Consider the following 20,935-nt stretch of genomic DNA (forward strand, 5'->3'; position numbering starts at 1 on the left):
AGAGATACGCCATGACCATCAAGTCACTCGACATCATCCACGACGAGCACCGCGCGCTCGCCGCCATGCTCAGCGGCCTGCGATCGATCGCCTCTGGCATCGAAGCCGGGCGCCTGAAGCCAGACTACGACCTGCTCGAGTCGATGATCGAGTACATCGACAAGGTGCCGGAGAAGGTGCACCACCCGAAAGAGGACCAGTACCTCTTCGCCAAGCTGCGCCAGCGCTGCGCCGAGGCACTGCCGGTGATCGAGCGTCTGGAGACCGAGCATCGCCAGGGCGACGCGCGCATGGCCACCTTGCGCGACGCGCTCGCCAGCTATCGCCAGCAGGGCGATGCGGGCTTCCAGGGCTACCACGAGGCGCTCAAGACCTACATCGAGCAGGAATGGAAGCACATGAACACCGAAGAGCGTGAGGTGTTCCCCCTTGCCAAGGCGCATCTGACCGCGGAGGATTGGGCCGAGATCGACGCCGCCTTCCTCAGTAACCAGAACCCCTGGGAAGGCGCAGCCGGCGAATACCGGGCGTTGTTCTCGAAGATCGTCAACATCGCGCCCGCACCCGTCGGACTTGGCGGCTGAGTCGCCGCGGGCGGCGCCAACTCTGGAGCATCATGGGCATGACCGAACACGCAGGATTCGACTGGGACGACCGTTACTTGCTGGGCTACAACGCGATGGATGACACCCATCGCGAGTTCGTCAGCCTGGTCGATGCCTTGCTGACCGTCGAGGATGCACAGCTCGCGGCTGCGCTCGACGCCTTTGCAGCCCATGCCGAGGCCCACTTCGAGCAAGAGAACCGTTGGATGGACGTCGATGGTTTCCCGGCGCGCGACTGCCATGTCGATGAGCACGCCAAGGTGCTCGCCTCGGTACGCGAAGTGCAGCAATTGCTCGCTGAGGGCAAGGTCGAGGTGGTCCGTGAGCTTGCGGTCGCGCTCAAGGACTGGTTCCCGGGGCATGCCGACTACATGGACTCTGCGCTCGCGCTGTGGATGGTGAAGCGCTCGCACGGCGGTGCGCCGCTGGTCTTCCGACGCGAGAGCGCAAAGAGCAGCTGAGCACTTCATACAGTCATCTCCCTCCCCGGAATCACGTTTTTGTCGTGGTTGCTTCCGGCGTCCCCGCCTGGTGGGGCGTCGGGAGGATTTCGGGTTTGGCCCGCCTCGGCGGGCCATTTTTTTAACGACAACCCTTCTGCATCGAGAGGCCAGCACATGGAACACAAAGCCATCAACCCGCCCGAACTCTTCAGCGGCAAGGCGTTCAGCCAGACTTACTCGGTCTGCGGCGCACAGCGCACGATCTTCGTCTCCGGCCAGGTCGATTGCGACTGCGACGGCAAGGTGCGCAACCCGGACGACCTGGAGGCCCAGCTAAAGGGCACGCTCGACAATATCGAGATCGCCCTGCGCGCCCAGGGCGCGAGCATGCATGACCTGGTGCACGTGACGATCTACTTGGTCGGGCTGCAGCCGGCCCAGACTACCCGCATCCGCGAGATCCGCTCGGCCTACTTCCATCCCGAGCGTCCGCCGGCGGTGACCCTGCTCGGCATCGAGCGCCTCGCCTTCGAAGGTCTGGTGGTCGAGGTTGATGTCATCGCCGCGCGCTGAAAGCGCACTCCCGGCCCCGGTCTTGCCGCGCCAGCGAGTGTGGGCATGGCCTGGAGCCGCCCATGCTGAGGAGGACGCCAGCCATGTTTCAGTGCTGGGTGCGCGGGTCGCCGGCTGCGTTGTCTCGTGGCTGATGGAGCGGCAGGACTTCGTGGCGCTGGTCAAGTGAGTGGGGCTGCTGCACTTTCACCGGCCTGTGGCGCTGATGCGCCCTAAAACGCTCACCCTGACGCTTGACGCCCTCCTAACCGCCTTCTAGAATGCGGCCTCTTTGCATGGGGGCGGTTAGCTCAGCGGTAGAGCACTGCCTTCACACGGCAGGGGTCACTGGTTCGATCCCAGTACCGCCCACCACGACTGCGGTCGTGGCCCCCGGCAAGACCGATCACGCAGCGATCGGGCGGTTAGCTCAGCGGTAGAGCACTGCCTTCACACGGCAGGGGTCACTGGTTCGATCCCAGTACCGCCCACCAGCACACCACGACAAAGCCGGCGCCCTTCGCGCCGGCTTTGTCGTTCACCGCCCTGTATCGATCGCATGCGCCAGCGAAGGGCTTCCTGCCGGCGCTGGGCGCGCCATCGCGAGTGGAGCCGCAGGACCGGGCGGGGGTATGCTTCGCAACGCTCGCATTTTTCTGCCTCCCACTTCTTCGCCTGCGGAGCACCACGCGCATGCCAATCCCTCATCCTGCGGTCGCCTACCGCATTTGCCCGTCAAACCCCGGCGCCCATCTGTTTGCGGTGAGCTGCACAGTGGCCGACCCCGACCCGAGCGGGCAGGTGTTCCGCCTGCCGGCGTGGATTCCGGGCAGCTACATGATCCGCGACTTCGCGCGCAGTATCGTGCGTCTGCGTGCCGAGAGCGCCGGGCGACCGTGCCCGGTCGAGAAGCTCGACAAGCACAGCTGGCGCGTGTCGCACCCGGTCGCCGGTGAGCCGTTGGTGCTGCACTACGAGGTCTATGCCTGGGATCTGTCGGTACGTTCCGCCCATCTCGACCGTACGCATGGTTTCTTCAATGGCACCAGCGTGTTCCTAGCCGTCGAGGGGCGCACCGACATGCCCTGCGAAGTCACCATCGAGCGCCCGGAAGGCGCCGAATTCGCCGACTGGCGGGTGATCACCAGCCTGCCGCCCGCAGATGGACGCCCAGGCGGAGAGGGCAGCGGCCGCTTCGGGCGCTACCTTGCCGCCGACTACGACGAACTCATCGACCACCCGGTGGAAATGGGTTGCTTCAGCCTGGCCCGCTTCGAGGCCGGGGGTGTCGCCCACGACATTGCGCTGACCGGACGCCACGACTGCGACCTCGAACGCCTGTGCGCCGACCTGGCACGCATCTGCACCTGGCAGATCGATCTGTTCGGTCGCCCGGCGCCAGTGGATTACTACGCCTTCCTGACCATGGTGGTCGGCGATGGCTACGGTGGCCTCGAACATCGTGCCTCGACGGCGCTGCTGTGCGCGCGCGAGGATCTACCCTGGAAAGGGATGCAGGGCCTGCCCGATGGCTACAAGTCCTTTCTCGGCCTGTGCAGCCACGAGTACTTCCACACCTGGAACGTCAAACGCATCAAGCCCGCCGCCTTTGCCCCCTATGATCTGTCGCGCGAGAACCACACCAGGCTGCTGTGGGCGTTCGAAGGCTTCACGTCCTACTACGACGACCTTGCGCTCGTGCGCAGCGGCGTGATCGATCCGGAGGACTACCTCGGTTTGCTGGGCAAGACGGTGTCGAACGTGATGCGCGGCAGCGGTCGGCTCAAGCAGAGCGTGGCCGAATCATCATTCGATGCGTGGACCAAGTATTACCGCCAGGACGAGAACGCGCCCAACGCCATCGTCAGCTACTACACCAAGGGCGCCTTGATCGCGCTCGCGCTTGATCTGCAGCTGCGCGCCGGCAGTGCGGGCGAACGCAGCCTGGACGATGTGATGCGCCGCCTGTGGGTCGAGCATGGCCAGACCGGTATCGGCGTCGCCGAGGACGGTATTTACCAGGCGGTGCGCGAGGTGGGCGGTGCCGGCCTGGGTGCGCGCCTGGCGCGCTGGCTTGAGCATACGGTCGAGGGTACGGAGGATCTGCCGTTGCAACGCCTGCTCAAGGGGTTCGGAGTGGACCTGGGCGCAGAGGCCAGCATCCAGGCCCCCGGCCTGGGCATCAAGCTGGCCGCGGGTGAGGGCGAGGTGCGCGTCGCCAATGTGTTCGATGGCGGCCCGGCCCAGCGTGCCGGCCTGTCGGCGGGCGACGTGCTGATCGCGCTCGATGGTCTCAGGCTGAGCTCCAAGGGTCTGGAAGCGCAACTCAAGCGCAGGCAGGTGGGCGATCGGGTGGAGTTGCACGCCTTCCGTCGTGATGAGCTGATGCGCTTCAGCGTGGAGCTCGACCCGCCGGCAGTAGACAGGTACGTGCTCAGGTTCGCACCGCGCAGTGGCGAGCGCGCACGGCGTTTGCGCAAGGGCTGGCTGGGGCGCTGAGCGCGGCCGACTGGGGGCTGGCGCCGCGGGTGCTCAGCGCCCGGGGTCGAGTTCGCGATGGCGGCGCAGCACGCTGCGCAGCAGCAGGCCGAACAGGACGGAGGCCAGGATCGTCGCCGCCACGCTGGCTTCCCAGAACCCGGCTACCGAGGGCTGCTCGGTGCGTGCGCCGACGTGGTAGGTCAGCCAGTAGCCGCCTGCCAGGCCGATGCCCCAGAAGCACACGGTGTGCAGCAGCATCGGCAGAAGGGTGATCTTGAAGCCGCGCAGTGCGTGGGCGGCGACGGTCTGAATGGCATCGCTGAGCTGGTAGATGCAGATGTAGAAGATGAGCCCGAGCGCAACCGCACGAACCGCCGGATCGCTGGTGGAGAGGGCAATCACCGGCCCGCGCACCAGCCACAGCGCAATTCCGATGGTGACTGCAAATGCGCAGGTGAGCCACAGGCTGACTCTCACCGTGGCACGTGCGCGCGCCCAGTCGCGCGCACCGGCTGCCTGGCCCACCAGCACCAGGGTGGCGATCGACATCGCCAGCGGAAGCATATAGACGAGGGCGGCGAGGTTGGCGACGACGCGGTGGCCCGCCACTGCATCGGCGCCGATGCGGGCGACGAAGAGCGCGATCAGGGTGAATGAGGTGATCTCGATGAAGGTCGACAGCCCCATCGGTACGCCCAGCCTGAGCAGGCTGCCGATTGCGCGCGCACGTGGCGGTTGCCAGCGCTCGAAGATGCGGTAGCGCCGGTAAATCGGCGTTCGCCACAGGTAGGCGAGTGCGCAGGCGAAGCCGAGCCAGCTTACGAGTGCGGTCGAGATGCCGCAGCCCAGGGCGCCGAGTGCGGGCAGTGGCCCGAGGCCATGGGTGAGGAACCACGCCAGCGGGATGTGCGTGCTGGTGGCGATGAAGCTGATCGCCATCAACACACGTGGCCGGCCGAGGGCGTTGATGAAGGCGTAGAAGGTGCGGTGCAGCAGCACCGCAGGCAGTCCGAAGGCGGTAGCCAGCATGTAGCTGCTCGCCGTGGCGGCAACGTCCGCAGGTACGCCCACGCGCGCGAGCAACGCCTCGGGGTGGGCGAGCAGCAAGGTTCCGGGGACGGCCAGCATCAGGGCCAGCCAGAAGCCCTGGTGCAGGGCGGGACCGATCTCGTCATGACGGTCGGCGCCGACATGGTGTGCGACCGTGGGCGCCACCGATTGCAGGATGCCGACCAGCAGCATCACCACCGAGATGTATAGCCCGCTACCGACTGCGACGGCGGCCAGGTCCTTGGTGCTGTAGTGGCCGGCGATGAGGGTGTCGGCCACCATCATGCTCATCGACAGCAGTTGCGCGACCAGCACGGGCCAGGCGTGGTGCAGCAGCTGTCTGCCGATGGCGAGCGCCCCCGGTACGCTCGGGGCAACCGGCGAAGGCTGCGCCGAAGGGGCTTCGGACGTGGCGCCGGCTACGGTCAATCTTCGGACGCCGCGTTGGGGAACAAGCGCGGACGCCAGTAGCGCCAGGCGAGAAACGCGAACAAGGCGCCCATGATCAGCCAGAAACCGACGCCTTGCCAGAATGCGATCGGATCGGTGGCAAGCAGGTAGTCGCGTGGTGGGCGGACGAAGTGGATGCGGCCACGCAGCACGGCCTGGATGGCCATCGCCGCTGCAGTGGCGGCGGGAGCGAACCACACGAACAACCCGGCGCCGACGATGAAGCGGTCGAGTGCGGGCGAGGGATGGCGACGCGGCTGGTAGACGCTATCGACGCCGAACCAGACGGCAAGCAGGAAGCCGATGGCGGCAGCGAGCGGTCCGAGGGCCATGGCAGCGCCGAGCAGGGTGGTCGCAGCCATGAAGGTGGGCCCTTCGAGTGTGGCGATTTCGGGCCACAAGCGATCGAGCTCGGAGAAGATCAGCCACGATGCGGGCAGAGCGACCAGACAAAGGAGCAGGCAGAACAGCGCACGTCTGCGGCTGCGATCGCCTGCCAGCACAGCATCCTGCGCATGATCGGTGGCTCGTGAAGAGGAGGGGACGGTCGGGGTAGGGCTCGGCTGTTGGGGCTGGGGCATCGTCGGTTGTCGGTTTGTGCTTGCAGGATCCTGGATTGCAGTCTGAAGCACAGAAGATACTGGGGGGAGGGTAAAAAGGGGCAGGGGGCAAAGTGTACTACGCCCGTCCCCGCCACTTGCTATCTCCTGCATGACATTGCCCGTTGTCGCGTTGCTCAGGCGAAATAACCATGCAGGAACCAGCGCCCGGGCGGGTCGAGCGCCTGGAAAATCCAGCACAGGGCTTGGCCCGTGTTGTTTGCGAGGTAGTAGTCGCGGTGCACCGGATGGTCGTCCCACCAGCCGCACTCGATGCGCTCGGCCTCGCTCAGCAGGACGTAGTCTGCGCGCTCGATGGGCTTTGGCTCCGGCAGCAGCCACAGCGGACGGACGTGCAGCCCCTTGTGTTCGCGTGCGAGGGGGTTTGCGTGTGCGCTGCAGGTGTGTTGTGCGGGACTGCCGGCGCAGCTTGCATCGCCCTGGCGCCAGGCCGACTCCGGACGGTGGTCGGGCTGGGAGGCAAGCAGGTGGACGCTGGACTGGCCGAGACGGGCGCGCAGGCGGTCGAGCAGCAGGACGGCCTGCTCGCGCAGGGTGCCGACGTCATCGAACAGCACACCTGTGCGCGCAATGGCGGCCAGCGGACGATCGGCAATCAGCCTGAGGGCGCCGACGTCCGCCTCGAGTACCAGGCGGGCCAGTTGCTCACGCAGGATCGCCAGCAGGCCAGCGGTATCCCTGCAGGGCTGGCCGAGCACCAGTTCGAGCCTGCTGTGGGGGCGATGTGCATGCTCGAGGATCAGCTGGCAATGGTCGATGGCGGCGTGTCGCGCCTGCAGCCAGCCTTCCAGGCTGGCAAGCAGTCGGCGGGCGGCGAACAGCAAGGCCTCGCTGTGATGGGTGGGTGCCGGCAACTCGAGACCGTGGCTGAACGTATCTGCCGCTTCGAACCAGGGACGCGGGTCGGGCATCTCGCCGCGTGCGCGCGCCAGACAGTGGCGCACTGCCTGGGCGCCGCGGCGCGCCAGCCCGGCTGCAGGCAGGTCGCGGGCCTCGCCGAGGCTGTGCAGGCCAAGGCCGGCGAGCAGGGCCCGGGTGTCGGCGTCGCAAGCGGCTTCGTCCTCGAGAACGGACAGTGGCAGCTGGTCGATGGCCTGCAGCCAGTCCTCACCAGCGGGGTGCCCACAGCGGGCGAACCAGCGCGCGGCCAGGGGGGTGGGAGCAAGGCCGATGCGTGCATGAAAGCCAAGTGCGGCGAGGCCGCTGGCAACCTGGGTGGTGATGTCATGAGCGCTGCCGAACAAGCGCAGGCAGCTGGCGATCTCGAGTAGTACCGCATCCGGAGAGGATAGGCTTACGCGTGGGGTGAAACGTCCTGCCCAGCTTGCGATCTCGTTCAGCGCCTCGGCTTCGCGTCGTGGCATGCGTGCATGCAGGCGGAGCTCGGGCAACAGTGCGCTTGCGCTTGTTGCGTGCTGCCCGGGACGGATGCCGGCAGCCTGCGCGGATGCGCTGGCGGCGATCAGCGGCGCGCCAGGCTTGTCGGCGGTGATGGCGATGGCCGGTACGTCGCGCAGGCCACGGGTGAAGACCTGGAGCGGCAGGTCGGGCAGCAGGATGGCGAGCCAGAGCATGGCGAAAGGCGGAGCCCGTCAGCGGATCGGCAGCAGGAGCGGGCGTGCCAAGGGCGGGCCGCGACGCTTGAGGATATCGACCCGGAGCTGGCCGGCCGCGGGTGTCAGGCACAGGCGCAGCGCCGCAGGCGAGGACTGGCGGGCGGCAGCGAGGGGACGGAACAGGAACAAGGGTGTGGCGCCTGCCTCGGCCGCCAGTTGCAGTCGGCGCAGCGCCGTGTTGTCCGGCATGTGCAGCCAGGCGAGCACGGCTGCACAGCTGCCGGAGGCTGCTGCCTGGCGTGCAGCCCATACGGCATCTCTGGCTTGTGGCGGGCGAACCAGCAACAGCCGCGAGAGGGCGACGCCAGCGTCGGCGAGGGCGGGTGCATAGGGTAGCAAGGGCGGGGAGACCAGGGTGATCCAGCGCTCGGCAGGGGCGCCGCCGAGCAGCGGCAGCAGCAGGGATAACTCGCCCACGCCGGGCTGGTCGAGCAGCAGTTCGATCAGCGCACCAGCCGGCCAGCCACCCCCGGGCAGTTCACGATCGAGCGCGGCGAAACCGCTCGGATGGCAGGTGTCTGCATGGTCGGCAATCCGGCTGGCCTGCCAGACGCTGCCGGCGGGCAGGGCGTCGAGTAGGGCCGCCAGCGGCGCAGCAGAGGGGGCGTGGCGCAGGGATGCAGCCATTGGGAGCGATGCGGGCAGGACGGCACGATGAGACTAAAGCCGCTGGGTGACGAGGGCTCAGTGATCCTTGCGGATCAGGCCGACCATGACCCCTTCGATGACGAGTTCGTCGCGCCGGGTGTCCACCACGATGGGTGTGTAATCCGGGTTGGCGGGCAGCAGCTCGACCACTGCGCCCTTGCGCTGCAGGGTCTTGACGGTGACATCATCCTCGACGCGGGCAACGACGATCTGTCCGTTGCGGGCCTCGCTGCTGCGGTGAACGGCGATCAGGTCGCCGTCGAGGATGCCGGCATCACGCATGCTCATGCCACGCACCCTCAGCAGGTAGTCGGCCTTGGGCGAGAACAGGGAGGCGTCGAGCTGATAGCGGGCCTCGACATGCTCGGCGGCAAGGATGGGGCTGCCTGCAGCCACTCGTCCGACCAGTGGCAGGCCGAGTGCTTCGGCCAGGCGGATGCCGCGGGCGCGGCCTTCCTCGAGCAGGATTGCGCCTTTGGCGGCCAGTGCGCGCAGGTGGGTTTCGGCCGCGTTGGGCGAGCGAAAGCCGAACGCGGTGCAGACTTCGGCGCGGGTGGGCGGGCGGCCTTCGGACTCGACGGTGCTGCGGATGAAGTCGAGGATTTCCTGCTGGCGTGCGGTAAGGGTTTCGTTGCGGGCAGACATGTCGGCCTCCATGAGCTGGCTGTAATTTTAAACAGTTGTGTGCCAATGGCAAGCATCACGGTCAACCGTGCGCCGACCCGCATCAATCCTGCGGTGTGCGATGTGCGCTCAGGGCACGAGCACGGCTGCGCCCTGAAGCTCGCCACGCCTGAGCCGTTCGAGCGCCAGGTTGGCATCTTCGAGCGCAAAACGGGTGATCTCGGTACGGACAGGTACGCGAGGGGCAAGCGCCAGGAAGGCGTCGCCATCGCTGCGGGTGAGGTTGGCTACCGACACGATGCGGCGCTCGCCCCACAGGATGTCGTAGGGAAAGGACGGAATGTCGCTCATGTGGATGCCCGCGCACACCACCGTGCCGCCCTTGGCCAGCGCACGCAGGGCGGCGGGTACGAGCTCGCCCGCAGGGGCGAAGATCAGCGCTGCATCGAGAGGGTGGGGCGGCTTGTCGGTAGCGCTACCGGCCCATGTCGCGCCGAGATGGTGCGCGAAGGCCTGGCTGGCGGTGTCGCCGACGCGCGTGAAGGCATACACCTCGCGGCCCTGCCAGCGTGCCACCTGGGCGATGATGTGGGCGGCTGCACCGAAGCCGTACAGCCCAATGCGCTGCGCTGCGCCGGCCAGGCCCAGCGCGCGGTAACCGATCAGGCCCGCGCACAGCAGCGGCGCGGCTTCGGCGGCATCGAGCGCATCGTCCAGCGCAAAGCAGTAGCGGGCGTCGGCCACGGTGTATTCGGCATAGCCGCCCTGGATCTGATAGCCGGTGAAACGCGCTTCGTCGCACAGGTTCTCGCGTGCGCTGGTGCAGAAATCGCACCGGCCGCAAGTCCAACCCAGCCAGGGTACGCCGATGCGCTGGCCGGGGGCCAAGCCGCTCACCCCCGTGCCGAGGGCGGCGACTCGTCCGACGATCTCGTGTCCGGGGATCATCGGCAGCAGCGGGTCGGGTAGTTCTCCGTCGACCAGGTGCAGGTCGGTGCGGCAGACTCCGCAGGCTTCGACCCGCAGCAGAACCTGCCCGTGTCCAGGTCGGGGCAGAGCGAGCGCCCGAGCGCGCAGAGGTTCGCCACTGCGCTCGAGCACCATGGCCCGCATGGTTGCGGGCAAGGCGACGAGAGGGCGTGGCGGTGGAGCCTCGGGGGCTGGGTTCTCGGGGTATGTGAATTCGGGCATGGGCCCCCTCTGTAGCCGTGCGGCAGATGATCGATTGCCGGCCCCGCGCCCATGCAATGATGCGCTGCGTCTTGAGCCCGGGCCGGATCTGGGCTATTGCTTCTCCATGGTGTCGGCAGGCGGCACCCCGAAGCGCGACAACAAGCCAGGGAGGAGCTCTCAGTGCTGAACCAATCGCAAGTCAACCTCCACGCCGGTAGTGCTGGCCGGGTGTCTCGGCTAGAATCCCCTCCACATCAGGGAGAACACATGCTGCAGAGCGGAGACATCGCCCCCGCGTTTTCACTGCCGGATGCCGACATGGAAATTTTCGACCTCGCGTCGCAGGTCGGCAAGCAGAATGTGGTGCTCTATTTCTATCCCCGTGACAACACGCCGGGTTGCACGCTCCAGGCCGCCGATTTCAGCGACCATGAGGACGAGTTTGCCCGCTACGACTGCATCGTGGTGGGCGTGAGCCCCGACGATTGTCTGACGCATGCCGAGTTCCGCGACAAGGAAGGCCTGTCGATTCGCCTGTTGTCGGATACGGACACCGAGGCTTGCCGGCTTTACAAGGTCTGGCAGGAGCGGGAAGTCGACGGAGTCAGGAAGATGGGTGTGCGGCGGTCGACCTTCATCATCGACAAGGCAGGCAGGGTCCGCCACGCACTCTACGATGTGATGCCTCGCGGCCATGCCGCCGCGGTTTTTGAATTGGTCAAGGAACTGGAATCCCGCAATGCAAAATGAGATCGTCAAGAACAGCGTCGTGACGCTGCAGTACACCGTGCGCGACCCGGACGGCGCCGTCATCGACGATGGCCAGCACCCGCTGGTCTATCTGCATGGCGGCTACGACGGCATCTTCCCGGTGCTCGAAGAGGCCCTGCACGGCAAGAAGGTTGGCGAAAAGCTGCAGGTCAAACTGCAGCCGGAAGACGCTTTCGGCGACTACGACGAAGAGCTGATCCTGGTCGAGGATGCCAAGCTGTTCCCCGATAACATCGAGATCGGCATGAGCTTCGAGCGTGTGTCCGAGGATGGCGAGGAGGACCTCGTCTATCGCATCACCGACATCGCCGACGGCAAGGTGGTGGTCGATGGCAACCATCCGCTCGCTGGGGTTGCGCTCGTGTTCGACGTCACGGTGGCCGAAGTCCGCGCCGCAAGCGCGGAGGAGATCAGCCACGGTCACGTGCATGGGGCCGGTGGTCATCACCACTGAGGATCGTGATCAGAGGGCCGCATCAGCGGCCCTTGTTTCGTGAACTGTCCGTAAGGTCTGCATGAGCCTTTCCGTATCCAGCGCCGCCGTCGCAGGCGCGTGCGCCAGCCACGGCGCGCCCCTGCTCGAGGTGACGGACCTGCGCGTGGCGATCGCGCGCGGCGACGACGAGATCCGCCCCGTCGATGGGGTGAGCTTTTCCATCCGCCAGGGTCAGACTTTCGCCCTGCTGGGCGAGTCGGGTTGCGGCAAGTCGATGACCGCACTGGCGCTGGCGCGCCTGTTGCCGGACACCGGGCAGATCTGCGGCGGCAGCGTACATCTCGCAGGCGAGGACGTGCTGGCCTTGCCCGAGGCCGCGATGCGGCGAGTGCGCGGCGGGCGCATCGGCATGATCTTCCAGGAACCGTCGACGAGCCTCAACCCGGTGATGACCGTCGGCGCACAGATCATGGAGGCGCTCGCCCGTCACTGCCCGCCGGGTGTGGTTTTGGCGGACGAGGCTTGCGGCCTGCTCGAGGCAGTCGGCATCCCTGATCCTGCACGCCGCCTCCGCGATTTCCCCTTCCAGTTTTCGGGCGGCATGAAGCAGCGCGTGATGATCGCCATCGCGCTTGCCGGCCGACCTCAACTGCTGATTGCCGACGAGCCGACGACGGCGCTGGATGTCACCATCCAGGCCCAGGTGCTCGATCTGCTGGTCGCGATCCAGCGTGCGCGCGGCATGGGCATGCTGCTCATCACTCATGACCTGGGTGTGGTCGCACGTGTGGCCCACACGGTGGGGGTGATGTACGCGGGCGAGATTGTCGAGACCGGCGCGCGCACGGACTTCTTTGCTGCGCCGCTGCATCCGTATTCGCGCAAGTTGTTTGCCGCCTTGCCGGGCGCCGACCGCCGCGGGGCCGCACTGGAGGCGCCCGAGGGCAGCGTGCCCGGGCTGGACAGGGTGTTCCAGGGCTGCCGCTTCGCCGAGCGTTGCCCGATGGCCTTCGATCGCTGCGACGAGGAGGCGCCGGGTTGGCACAGGCTCGGCGAGCAGGCGGTGCGCTGCCACCTGTACGAGGGCGTCAGCGTGCCGCGGCCGTTCGTGCCCGCACAGGCGTTGACCGCGGTCGCCGAGGGCGCGCGCAGCCGGCAGCCGGTGCTGGAGATTCGCGATCTCTCGGTCCATTTCCCCGTGCGCAAGGGTGTGCTCAAGCGCAAGGTCGCCGAACTGAAGGCCGTCGATGGTCTGAGCTTGCGCCTGTATGCCGGCCGTACGCTTGCCCTCGTCGGCGAGTCTGGCTGTGGCAAGACGACCGTCGGCAAGGCCGCCCTGCGGCTGGTCGAGGCCACGGCCGGCGAGTTCCTGCTCGATGGCGAGAACATTACCGCCTTGCCGGAGCAGGCCTTGCACCCTTTGCGCCGCGCAGTGCAGATGGTATTCCAGGACCCCTTTGCCTCTCTCAATCCGCGCATGCGGGTCGGTGACATCATCGAGGAAGGCATGAATGCGCTCGCGCTCGGTGGCGACCCGCGCCAGCGCCGGAAACAGGTGGATGGCCTGCTCGAACGCGTTGGCCTGGATCCCGACATGCGCTGGCGCTACCCGCACGAGTTTTCCGGCGGCCAGCGCCAGCGCATTGCGGTGGCACGTGCGCTGGCGGTGGCGCCCAGGGTGCTGATCTGCGATGAGCCGACCAGCGCGCTCGATGTATCGGTGCAGGCACAGTTGCTGAACCTGATGCGTGAGCTGCAGCGTGAGCACGGCCTGGCCTATCTTTTCATCACTCATAACCTGGCGGTGGTGGAGTACCTCGCCGACGAGGTGGCGGTGATGTACCTCGGTCGTATCGTCGAGGAAGGACCGGTCGAGCGCGTGCTGTCGGCGCCCACCCATCCTTACACCCGCAGCCTGATGGCCGCGGTTCCACGCATCGATGCCGAAAGCGCGGAAGACAGCGGCGCTGACACTGCAACAGCAGCGCTCGACCTGCCATCCCCGCTTGCGCCGCCGGCAGGCTGTCATTTCCACCCGCGCTGCGAACATGCCACCGATGTCTGCCGGCTGAGCTATCCCCAGGTGACCGAGATGTCGCAGGGCCACCGCGTACGCTGCCACTGGCCCCGCTTCGGCGCCTGATCAGCGCGTGCGGCTGCCGGAGCGGGGGGTGGTGCTGGCGCGCGGACGGTTCGGAGTGGACTTGAGTTGTGGCTGACCTGCACCGGCAGGTTTGAGCTTCAAGCCCTGGCGGCTGGGGGCGGCATTGGCAAAAGGCAGCAGCGCGCTGACCTCGAGTGCGCCCTCGGGCTCCACCCCGTCGGGTACGAGAAGGGCATGACCCGGACGTGGGGTGGCACCGGCGGCAAGGCCGTTGAGGCGTCGTAGCTGGGCTGGCGTGAGGCCATGCTGGCGTGCGAGCGCATCGATCGACTCCCCCGCGCGCACGGTGTGCATGCGCCAGCCCTTGCCGCTGCGTTCGAGTTCGGCCAGGCCTTCCTCCAGGCGCTCTGCACGGTCGGTGGGGACGATGAAGGTCTGCCCCGGCGTGGTGATCGCCGGGCGATTGAAACCGGGGTTCAGGGCCAGGAACTCGTCCAGTGGCATGTCGGAGAGGCGGGCGGCGGTGGCCAGGTCCACACCGACGGGGGCGTCGACGGTGACGAAGTGGAGCTCGTTGGCAACGTAAGGCAGCTCGAAATGGAACAGCTCGGGCTCGTTGACGATGTTCTTGATCGCCTGCAGCTTCGGGATGTAGTTGCGCGTTTCCTCAGGCATGCGCAGGTGGGTGTACTCGAGGGGAAGACCGTCTTCGGCGTTGCGCTTGAGTGCGCGTTGTACAGAGCCTTCCCCCCAGTTGTACGAGGCCAGGGCGAGGTGCCAGTCGCCGTGCATCTCGTAGATGCGTTGAAGGTAGTCGAGCGCGGCGTTGGTCGATGCGATCACGTCGCGGCGCTCATCGACCCATTGATCCTGGGTGAGGTTGAAGTAACGCCCCGTGGAGGGAATGAACTGCCACAGGCCGGAGGCGTGGGCCGATGAGTAGGCCATCGGGTTGAAACTGCTCTCGACCATAGGCAGCAGGGCGATCTCGGTCGGCATGCCGCGGCGCTCGAGCTCGTCGACGATGTAGTACAGATAGCGCCCGCCGCGGCCGAAGACCTGCTTGAGAAAGCCCGGTCGGTTCAGGTAGAAGGCTTGCTGGTCCATCACCCGAGGGCTGTCCAGGTCCGGCATGCCGAAGCCGCGCCTGATCCTGTCCCAGATGTCATTGGCGTCGCGGGTGAGGTCGAGCGTCAGCACGCGCTCGACCACGATCTCGTCCTCGATCTGAGCCGCAGCATCGTCCTGGGCAGCGGGAATGGCCTGAACCGGCGCATCCGTGGGCGGGTGCTGCTGTGCCAGGGGGGCTTGGCAGAAGGCCGCAAGCACGGTGGCCATCAGGATGCGGCGGGTTTGCGCGCCGGGGGCTGCAGGGCACAGGCGAGGGGAACGGGGCATGGGCGTGGCCTGCGGCTCAGAAATTGTCCTTCCATGCCCGCAGTGCCGCCAGGCAGGCGGTGCTGTCCACCGGCCGTTGCCCGCTCTGCGCAGTCACGGCATCGATGACCCCGGCGATATGAGGGCGCAGGAAGGGGTTGATGTCGCGCTCGAGGCCGATGGTCGATGGCAGCGTGGGTTCGCCACGCGCCCTGAGCGTCTCGCAGCGTTGCTGGTAGGCGTCCCTGGCCGGGTTGGAAGGCTCTGCCGCACGCGCAAAGGCGAGGTTGGACAAAGTGTATTCGTGCGTGCAATAGACACGAGTGTCTGCGGGGAGGGCGGCAAAGCGGGCCAGCGCTTCGGCAAGCTGCGCCGGCGAACCTTCGAACAGCCGGCCACAGCCCGCTGAGAATAGCGTATCGCCACAGAACAGCAGCCCGGGCGAGGCCTGATCGGCCAGGAATGCGATGTGTCCGGCCGTGTGGGCCGGGACCTCCATGACGCGCAGGCTGATGCCCGGCTGTGCAAGGCGGACAATGTCGCCTTCGCTTACTGGATGGCTCACGCCGTCGATCGCCTCGTTCGCCGGACCATACGTCGGTACCGGCCAACGGCTGAGCAATGCGGCCAGGCCTCCGATGTGATCGGGGTGGTGGTGGGTGATCAGGATCGCGGACAGCGATAGCTGCAGTCGCTCGAGCGCCTCCACGACCGGCTGGGCATCGCCAGGGTCGACCACTACGGCGTACCGTTCGTCGTGCAACAACCAGATGTAGTTATCGCGAAAGGCTGGAAGAGGGATAATGTTCATCCCCCGAATTTTGAGGACCTGAGTGGCGATGTCAATGCTCGACCTCAAGGATTGGCTGCACACCCCCCAGGGGCACTACCTTCTGACTTGGGAGCAGGACGTCCTGGACAGCATGGTCGCGGACATCTTCGGCTACAACGCTGTCCAGATCGGTCTGCCCGGTTTTGATCTGCTGCGGGCCAATCGCATGCCGCATCGTTTTACCTGTGCACGTGCACCCGGCGGCGATGCGATGGCAAACGAATTCGAACTGCCATTCGCGTCGGCAAGCGTGGATCTTGTGCTGTTGCCGCACGTGCTCGAATTCTCTGCTCACCCGCATCGGGTTCTGCGTGAGGTCGAGCGTGTGCTTGTCGCCGAAGGCAGCGTGGTGATTAGCGGCCTGAGTCCGTTGAGCCTGTGGGGTGTGCGCCGCCTGCTCGCAGGACGTGGGTCGAAACCGCCCTGGTGCGGGCAGTACCGCACGGTAATGCGGATCCGTGACTGGATGAGTCTGCTCGGTTTCGAGGTGCAGGGCAGCCGTTTCGGTTGCCACGCGCCGCCGGTGAGCAGCGAGCGCTGGCTGCAGCGCTGGCAGTTCCTGGACCGGGCGGGGGCGCGGTGGTGGCCGGTGCTGGGCGCCGCCTATCTATTGCACGGGGTGAAGCGGGTGCAGGGAATGCGCCTGATCACGCCTCACTGGCGCGAGCGCAAGTCGGCTTCTAAACGATTGTCTCCGGTCGCTCAGCGCGATGCCGGAGCGAGGACAACGCAGTAATGGAAGAAGTGGATATCTACACAGACGGGGCCTGCAGCGGCAATCCGGGGCCAGGCGGCTGGGGCGCAATCCTGCGCGCTGGCGCGCATGAGAAGGAACTGTGGGGCGGCGAGCCCGCCACCACGAATAACCGGATGGAACTACTCGCAGTGATCCGGGCGCTCGAGGCGCTCAAACGCCCGGTATCGGCCCGCGTGCATACAGACAGCCAGTATGTGCAGAAGGGCATCTCCGAGTGGATCCACGGCTGGAAGGCGCGCGGCTGGAAGACGGCATCGAAGGAACCGGTCAAGAATGCGGATCTCTGGCGGGCGCTTGACGAGGCCGCTGCCCGCCATCAGGTGAAGTGGCTCTGGGTGCGCGGACACTCCGGCCACCCGGAGAACGAACGCGCCGATGCGCTGGCTCGCCAAGGCGTGGATGCCGTGCGCAAGGCGGGCGGGGCCGTGCACGGCTGACGCCCCCCTTCATCGACAACTCATGACGCGGCCGCAGGCCGCCAGGAATCAAAGATGCGACAGATCATGCTCGATACCGAAACCACCGGCCTGGATTGGCGCAACGGTGACCGGGTAATCGAGATCGGCTGCGTCGAGCTGCTCAACCGCAGCCTGACCGGTCGCCATTTCCATGTGTATATCAATCCCGGCCGCAGCATCGATGCCGAGGCCGTCGCGGTACACGGCATTACCGAAGAGTTTCTCGCCGACAAGCCGCGCTTTGCCGAGATCGTCGATGACTTCGAGGCCTTCGTGCGTGACGCTGAACTGGTGATCCACAACGCGAGCTTCGACGTCGGCTTTCTCGACAACGAACTGCAGTTGCTTGGGCGCGGCCGGCTCGACACCCTGTGCGCTGGGGTGATCGACACCCTGCGCATGGCCAAGGAGCAGAATCCAGGAAAGAAGGCGTCGCTGGATGCCTTGTGCGACCGCTACGAAATCGACAACGGCCATCGCGAATTGCACGGCGCCTTGCTGGACGCGGAGCTGCTGGCAGAAGTCTATCTGGCGATGACGCGTGGCCAGGAGAGCCTGATGATAGGCCTCGACGACGAGCCACTCCCGGGCGCTGCCGACGACGGCGCGGCTCTGCGCGAGCGCGCCAGCATCGTCGTCGTGCGCGCCGATGCCGCTGAGCTTGGCGCGCATGAGGCGATGCTGGCCGACATCGCCAAGGCAAACAAGGGGCTCTGCCTGTGGTTGCCGCCTGCACAGGAGCCCCCCGCGCCGGGCTGAGCCCGGCCCGCGGAGTCTCAGTGACCGTCGCGGCGCAGTTGCTCCAGGCCCTTGAGGATGTCGCTACGGGAAATCTGCCCGATCAGGCGCGAACCCTCGACCACGGGCAGGCAGCGGCAGGGTTCGCCAAGGAACATCTCGATGGCGTCGATCACGCTTGCGTCGCTCGAGATGGCAACGACGTCCTTGCTCATGAACTCCTGCACCGTGCCTGCTTCGCGGCGGAAGTAGGAAGCGTCGAGCGCCGCCTTGAGGCAGTCCTTTTCGGAAAGAAAACCGATCAGACGGTTGTTCTCGTCAACCACCGGAGCGCCGCTCAAGCGGTGCTCGAGCAAGGTATGGACCGCTTTCAACAGGTCGGTGTGGGCGCCGAAGGCGAGGTGATCGCCGATCATGTAATCCTTGACGAGCAGGGAACTGAGCATGGTGTCTCCCGGGTTTTAATGTTGTTGTTCGGCCTTGGCGGCCTCCATGCGGGCCTGGCGCTTGGAGCACGGCTTCTTGCAGCCGAACTCGCAATCCAGTCCGAGTGAGCCGATGCCGCCACAGCTGCCGGCGATCGGCTTGCGTCCGAACATGACGCCGATCGCCATTGCGGCGATGACGATGGCGACGACGATCAGGGTGATCAGAAAGGTGCTCATGTTGATGCTGACTCCATCTTGCGGGCTCGCTGCGAGCCCCGTTCACACCCGAAGAATACCGCGCGCGGGTGAGTTCTGACTATTCCGAGCGCGGGCATCTGCGGTTCTGATCCAGGTCGCGACGCTCGGTTCCGTAGCAATCAAAGTTCGACGCGCCCTCCCGGCAGCGTCCCCGACTGCTCCAGTCGCGTAACCGTGGGGCCAAGATCCAGTCCGGTGCGGGCTTTGAGCCAGCCCGCGCGTTCGCGCAGTTCGGCCACGCTGCGCTCGATCGGCTCGCCTGCGGCACCATAGGCGACGACGTTGCCGCTGTCGCAGGACGGAAAGGCGAGGCAGCGGGCGTCGAATGCGCGGTTGATGCGCTCCAGCGCTGCCTTGTAGCCGCGGGCGCGGCCGAACAGGTTTACCGCCATCAAGCCATGTTCAGACAGGCGTGAACGCACCGCCTCGTGGAACGCCTGGGTATCGAGCACGCCAGCGCGCGCATTGCGGTCGAAGCCATCGACGAGGACGTAGTCCCATTTGTGCTCGCGCTCGAGCACATACTGAGCGCCACAGCCGACATGGATCGAAAAGCGTATGTCTTCGGGCGGCAGACGGAAGAACTGGCGCGCAGCGGCGACCACGGCCGGTGCGATCTCAACCACCTGAATGCGCGCCTGGGGCAAGGTGTGAAATACGTACTTGGCAAGCGAGGCTGCGCCCAGGCCGATGATGAGGACGCGCCGCGGCCAGATCGCACCATCCTCGGCGAGACCGTCGCGCAGCAGCAGCCCAGCCATCATTTCGCGTGTGTATGCGAGTTCGAGCGCATTGGGCTTGCGGATGCGCATCGCACCCTGGACCCATTCCGAGCCGAAGTGCAGGTAGCGCACGCCGGCCTCTTCCGAGACTTCGATAGGTGGGTTCATGTGTGCCTCTGTGCGCCTCAGCTAGCGGCCAGGCGCTTGAGGGCGTAGAGGCGCTCAAGTGCCTCGCGCGGGCTCAGCGCGTCGGGGTCGATATCGGCAAGTTCGCTCAGCACCGGGTGTGACATCGGTACGTCCTGTTCGGGCTCGGGTAGCGAAGTGAACAGGTCAGCCTGGGGGCCGCTATCTACGGCCTGGTTCTCGAGCATGCGCAGCCTGCGCTTGGCGTCGCGGATGACGGCTGCGGGAATGCCGGCAAGCGCGGCAACCTCGATCCCGTAGCTCTGGCTCGCCGGCCCCTCCTCGAGCGCGTGCAGGAACACGATACGGCGACCGTGCTCGACGGCATCCAGGTGCACGTTGGCGCACTCGGGGTAATCGTGGTTGAGGCGGGTGAGTTCGAAGTAATGGGTCGCGAACAGGCTCAGGCTGCGGTTCTTTTCGAGCAGGTGGCGGGCGATCGAGAAGGCCAGCGCCAGGCCGTCGAAGGTGGAGGTGCCGCGACCGATTTCGTCCATCAGCACCAGGCTGTGTTCCGTCGCGCCATGCAGGATGGCGGCGGCCTCGGTCATCTCGACCATGAAGGTGGAGCGCCCCGAGGCGAGGTCGTCCGAGGCGCCGATGCGGGTGAAGATGGCGTCGAGCGGGCCGAGCGTGGCGGACTGCGCAGGCACGAAGCTGCCGACATGGGCGAGCAGGCTTATGAGTGCCACCTGGCGCATGAAGGTCGATTTGCCGCCCATGTTGGGGCCGGTGATCATCAGCATGCGTCGCGTCGGCGACAGCCGCGCGTCGTTACGGATGAAGTCGTCCACCTGGCGCTCGACCACCGGATGGCGGCCGCCGACGATGTCGAGCCCCGGCGTGTCCACGAAACTCGGCTGCACGTAGGCATGGCGCAGTGCGGCATCGGCGAAGGCCGCGAGCGCATCGAGCGTGGCTAGCGCGCGGGCGATGCGCTGCAGGCTGGGGATGTGCGCGGCCAGGGCGTCGAGGATGGTGTCGTAGAGCAGTTTTTCGCGCGCCAGCGCACGCTCCTGCGCCGACAAGGCCTTGTCCTCGAAGGCCTTCAGCTCGGGGGTGATGTAGCGCTCGGCGTTCTTCAGCGTCTGGCGACGGCGATAGTCGTCCGGCACCTTGTCGGCGTTGGCGCGGCTGACCTCGATGTAGAAGCCATGCACCCTGTTGAACTCGACCTTTAGACCGCTGATGCCGGTGCGCTCGCGCTCCCGCGTTTCGAGCGCGAGCAGGAACTCGCCGCAGTTGGTCTGGATGGCGCGCAACTCGTCGAGCTCGGCATTGTAGCCGGACGCGATCACGCCACCGTCACGCACCATGGCTGCAGGCTCATCGGCGATGGCCTGGCGCAACAGGGCGAGCGGCTCGGGGGCGATGTCGAGCGCAGCGCGGATTTCGAGCAGCAGCGCCGCTTCGCACGCGTGAAGCGCGCTGTCCAGTTCGGGCAGGCGCGCGAGACTGTCGCGCAGCGCCGAGAGGTCGCGCGGGCGCGCGCTGCGCAAGGCGATGCGGGCGGTGATGCGGTCGACGTCCGCGACGCCGCGCAGCGCGCCGCGCACGTTGGCCGCCCGCCGCCCGTCACGGCTGTCGATGCCGTAGGCGGCGGCCT

Annotated in this window: 22 protein-coding genes and 2 tRNA genes; 12 read left to right on the plus strand and 12 right to left on the minus strand. The window is 66.6% G+C overall.

Going from position 1 to position 20,935, the window contains the following annotated elements:
• Positions 1 to 11: 11 nt before the first annotated feature.
• The 6 genes from C662_RS13040 to C662_RS13065 all read left to right on the plus strand — a co-directional run bounded on the left by C662_RS13040 (position 12) and on the right by C662_RS13065 (position 4,099).
• Positions 12 to 584, plus strand: a complete 573-nt coding sequence (locus C662_RS13040; RefSeq protein WP_002929857.1) for a hemerythrin domain-containing protein — start codon at positions 12 to 14, stop codon at positions 582 to 584.
• A 38-nt stretch (positions 585 to 622) separates the two neighbouring features.
• Positions 623 to 1,066, plus strand: a complete 444-nt coding sequence (locus tag C662_RS13045; protein ID WP_002929859.1) for a bacteriohemerythrin — start codon at positions 623 to 625, stop codon at positions 1,064 to 1,066.
• Positions 1,067 to 1,222: 156 nt separating this feature from the next.
• Entirely contained in the window at positions 1,223 to 1,621 is a 399-nt protein-coding gene (locus tag C662_RS13050) for a RidA family protein (RefSeq protein ID WP_002929861.1), read from the plus strand.
• Positions 1,622 to 1,900: 279 nt separating this feature from the next.
• A tRNA-Val gene (locus tag C662_RS13055) sits at positions 1,901 to 1,975 on the plus strand.
• Between the two features lie 44 nt (positions 1,976 to 2,019).
• Positions 2,020 to 2,094 (plus strand) — tRNA-Val (locus tag C662_RS13060).
• 199 nt (positions 2,095 to 2,293) lie between these two features.
• Positions 2,294 to 4,099: a M61 family metallopeptidase gene (locus tag C662_RS13065; protein ID WP_002929862.1), complete on the plus strand. Its 1,806-nt coding sequence runs from the start codon at positions 2,294 to 2,296 to the stop codon at positions 4,097 to 4,099.
• 33 nt (positions 4,100 to 4,132) lie between these two features.
• On the opposite strand, the gene C662_RS13070 is transcribed toward C662_RS13065, so the two are convergent.
• From C662_RS13070 to C662_RS13095, 6 genes are all read right to left on the minus strand, one after another.
• Positions 4,133 to 5,560: an MATE family efflux transporter gene (locus C662_RS13070; RefSeq protein ID WP_002929870.1), complete on the minus strand. Its 1,428-nt coding sequence runs from the start codon at positions 5,558 to 5,560 to the stop codon at positions 4,133 to 4,135.
• A complete protein-coding gene (locus C662_RS13075; RefSeq protein ID WP_002929872.1) occupies positions 5,557 to 6,084 on the minus strand; it encodes a hypothetical protein in 528 nt (175 codons plus the stop codon). The genes C662_RS13070 and C662_RS13075 overlap by 4 nt, the downstream gene beginning before the upstream one ends.
• A 233-nt stretch (positions 6,085 to 6,317) precedes the next feature.
• Positions 6,318 to 7,775 carry a Y-family DNA polymerase gene (locus C662_RS13080; protein WP_002929874.1) on the minus strand — a complete coding sequence of 486 codons (1,458 nt, stop codon included), beginning with the start codon at positions 7,773 to 7,775 and terminating at the stop codon, positions 6,318 to 6,320.
• Positions 7,776 to 7,793: 18 nt separating this feature from the next.
• The gene (gene imuA / locus C662_RS13085; RefSeq protein WP_002929879.1) at positions 7,794 to 8,444 is read right to left on the minus strand and encodes a translesion DNA synthesis-associated protein ImuA; all 651 of its coding nucleotides are present in this window, start codon (positions 8,442 to 8,444) and stop codon (positions 7,794 to 7,796) included.
• 57 nt (positions 8,445 to 8,501) lie between these two features.
• The gene (lexA, locus tag C662_RS13090) at positions 8,502 to 9,110 is read right to left on the minus strand and encodes a transcriptional repressor LexA (protein ID WP_198291779.1); all 609 of its coding nucleotides are present in this window, start codon (positions 9,108 to 9,110) and stop codon (positions 8,502 to 8,504) included.
• Between the two features lie 108 nt (positions 9,111 to 9,218).
• Positions 9,219 to 10,280: a zinc-dependent alcohol dehydrogenase family protein gene (locus C662_RS13095; protein WP_232431611.1), complete on the minus strand. Its 1,062-nt coding sequence runs from the start codon at positions 10,278 to 10,280 to the stop codon at positions 9,219 to 9,221.
• Between the two features lie 249 nt (positions 10,281 to 10,529).
• On the opposite strand from C662_RS13095, the gene C662_RS13100 reads away from it, so the two are divergent.
• From C662_RS13100 to C662_RS13110, 3 genes are all read left to right on the plus strand, one after another.
• On the plus strand, positions 10,530 to 11,012 hold the full coding sequence (locus C662_RS13100; protein WP_002929883.1) for a peroxiredoxin: 483 nt from the start codon (positions 10,530 to 10,532) through the stop codon (positions 11,010 to 11,012).
• Complete coding sequence (locus C662_RS13105) at positions 11,002 to 11,487, plus strand: FKBP-type peptidyl-prolyl cis-trans isomerase (RefSeq protein WP_002929884.1); 486 nt, start codon at positions 11,002 to 11,004, stop codon at positions 11,485 to 11,487. The genes C662_RS13100 and C662_RS13105 overlap by 11 nt, the downstream gene beginning before the upstream one ends.
• Before the next feature lie 61 nt (positions 11,488 to 11,548).
• Entirely contained in the window at positions 11,549 to 13,612 is a 2,064-nt protein-coding gene (locus tag C662_RS13110) for an ABC transporter ATP-binding protein (protein WP_002929885.1), read from the plus strand.
• Here the strand turns inward: C662_RS13110 and C662_RS13115 are convergent, their stop codons facing one another.
• Together C662_RS13115 and gloB are read right to left on the minus strand one after the other, a co-directional pair.
• Positions 13,613 to 14,911, minus strand: coding sequence for a transglycosylase SLT domain-containing protein (locus C662_RS13115; RefSeq protein ID WP_002929886.1), 1,299 nt, complete (start codon positions 14,909 to 14,911; stop codon positions 13,613 to 13,615).
• Between the two features lie 76 nt (positions 14,912 to 14,987).
• Positions 14,988 to 15,761 carry a hydroxyacylglutathione hydrolase gene (gene gloB, locus C662_RS13120; RefSeq protein WP_002929888.1) on the minus strand — a complete coding sequence of 258 codons (774 nt, stop codon included), beginning with the start codon at positions 15,759 to 15,761 and terminating at the stop codon, positions 14,988 to 14,990.
• 28 nt (positions 15,762 to 15,789) lie between these two features.
• Here gloB and C662_RS13125 point away from each other — a divergent pair, with 28 nt between their 5' ends.
• From C662_RS13125 to dnaQ, 3 genes are read left to right on the plus strand one after another with little or no spacing between them, the layout of a single operon-like run.
• On the plus strand, positions 15,790 to 16,518 hold the full coding sequence (locus C662_RS13125) for a class I SAM-dependent methyltransferase (protein WP_002929893.1): 729 nt from the start codon (positions 15,790 to 15,792) through the stop codon (positions 16,516 to 16,518).
• Positions 16,518 to 16,976: a ribonuclease HI gene (gene rnhA, locus C662_RS13130; protein ID WP_002929896.1), complete on the plus strand. Its 459-nt coding sequence runs from the start codon at positions 16,518 to 16,520 to the stop codon at positions 16,974 to 16,976. The genes C662_RS13125 and rnhA overlap by 1 nt, the downstream gene beginning before the upstream one ends.
• A 54-nt stretch (positions 16,977 to 17,030) precedes the next feature.
• Positions 17,031 to 17,756, plus strand: coding sequence for a DNA polymerase III subunit epsilon (gene dnaQ / locus C662_RS13135; protein ID WP_002929898.1), 726 nt, complete (start codon positions 17,031 to 17,033; stop codon positions 17,754 to 17,756).
• A gap of 17 nt (positions 17,757 to 17,773) precedes the next feature.
• Here the strand turns inward: dnaQ and C662_RS13140 are convergent, their stop codons facing one another.
• The 4 genes from C662_RS13140 to mutS form a co-directional block, all read right to left on the minus strand.
• The gene (locus tag C662_RS13140) at positions 17,774 to 18,181 is read right to left on the minus strand and encodes a CBS domain-containing protein (RefSeq protein WP_002929900.1); all 408 of its coding nucleotides are present in this window, start codon (positions 18,179 to 18,181) and stop codon (positions 17,774 to 17,776) included.
• Positions 18,182 to 18,196: 15 nt separating this feature from the next.
• Positions 18,197 to 18,400 (minus strand): (Na+)-NQR maturation NqrM, encoded by a 204-nt coding sequence (gene nqrM / locus C662_RS13145; RefSeq protein WP_002929903.1) that lies wholly within the window; start codon positions 18,398 to 18,400, stop codon positions 18,197 to 18,199.
• 140 nt (positions 18,401 to 18,540) lie between these two features.
• Positions 18,541 to 19,311: a fused MFS/spermidine synthase gene (locus tag C662_RS13150; RefSeq protein WP_002929904.1), complete on the minus strand. Its 771-nt coding sequence runs from the start codon at positions 19,309 to 19,311 to the stop codon at positions 18,541 to 18,543.
• Positions 19,312 to 19,328: 17 nt separating this feature from the next.
• The coding region (gene mutS / locus C662_RS13155) for a DNA mismatch repair protein MutS (RefSeq protein WP_002929905.1) at positions 19,329 to 20,935 on the minus strand (1,607 nt) is incomplete at its 5' end.

Source organism: Thauera sp. 28 (genome assembly GCF_000310145.2).
In the GTDB taxonomy this organism is placed as follows: Bacteria; Pseudomonadota; Gammaproteobacteria; order Burkholderiales; family Rhodocyclaceae; genus Thauera; species Thauera mechernichensis.

Bases quoted from the DNA above. Each gene is read 5' to 3' on its own strand.
- C662_RS13040 (WP_002929857.1), top strand. From the start codon at position 12: ATGACCATCAAGTCACTCGACATCATCCACGACGAGCACCGCGCGCTC.
- C662_RS13045 (WP_002929859.1), top strand. From the start codon at position 623: ATGACCGAACACGCAGGATTCGACTGGGACGACCGTTACTTGCTGGGC.
- C662_RS13050 (WP_002929861.1), top strand. From the start codon at position 1,223: ATGGAACACAAAGCCATCAACCCGCCCGAACTCTTCAGCGGCAAGGCG.
- C662_RS13065 (WP_002929862.1), top strand. From the start codon at position 2,294: ATGCCAATCCCTCATCCTGCGGTCGCCTACCGCATTTGCCCGTCAAAC.
- C662_RS13080 (WP_002929874.1), bottom strand. From the start codon at position 7,775: ATGCTCTGGCTCGCCATCCTGCTGCCCGACCTGCCGCTCCAGGTCTTC.
- imuA (WP_002929879.1), bottom strand. From the start codon at position 8,444: ATGGCTGCATCCCTGCGCCACGCCCCCTCTGCTGCGCCGCTGGCGGCC.
- lexA (WP_198291779.1), bottom strand. From the start codon at position 9,110: ATGTCTGCCCGCAACGAAACCCTTACCGCACGCCAGCAGGAAATCCTC.
- C662_RS13095 (WP_232431611.1), bottom strand. From the start codon at position 10,280: ATGCCCGAATTCACATACCCCGAGAACCCAGCCCCCGAGGCTCCACCG.
- C662_RS13100 (WP_002929883.1), top strand. From the start codon at position 10,530: ATGCTGCAGAGCGGAGACATCGCCCCCGCGTTTTCACTGCCGGATGCC.
- C662_RS13105 (WP_002929884.1), top strand. From the start codon at position 11,002: ATGCAAAATGAGATCGTCAAGAACAGCGTCGTGACGCTGCAGTACACC.
- C662_RS13110 (WP_002929885.1), top strand. From the start codon at position 11,549: ATGAGCCTTTCCGTATCCAGCGCCGCCGTCGCAGGCGCGTGCGCCAGC.
- C662_RS13115 (WP_002929886.1), bottom strand. From the start codon at position 14,911: ATGGCCACCGTGCTTGCGGCCTTCTGCCAAGCCCCCCTGGCACAGCAG.
- gloB (WP_002929888.1), bottom strand. From the start codon at position 15,761: ATGAACATTATCCCTCTTCCAGCCTTTCGCGATAACTACATCTGGTTG.
- C662_RS13125 (WP_002929893.1), top strand. From the start codon at position 15,790: ATGTCAATGCTCGACCTCAAGGATTGGCTGCACACCCCCCAGGGGCAC.
- rnhA (WP_002929896.1), top strand. From the start codon at position 16,518: ATGGAAGAAGTGGATATCTACACAGACGGGGCCTGCAGCGGCAATCCG.
- dnaQ (WP_002929898.1), top strand. From the start codon at position 17,031: ATGCGACAGATCATGCTCGATACCGAAACCACCGGCCTGGATTGGCGC.
- C662_RS13140 (WP_002929900.1), bottom strand. From the start codon at position 18,181: ATGCTCAGTTCCCTGCTCGTCAAGGATTACATGATCGGCGATCACCTC.
- nqrM (WP_002929903.1), bottom strand. From the start codon at position 18,400: ATGAGCACCTTTCTGATCACCCTGATCGTCGTCGCCATCGTCATCGCC.
- C662_RS13150 (WP_002929904.1), bottom strand. From the start codon at position 19,311: ATGAACCCACCTATCGAAGTCTCGGAAGAGGCCGGCGTGCGCTACCTG.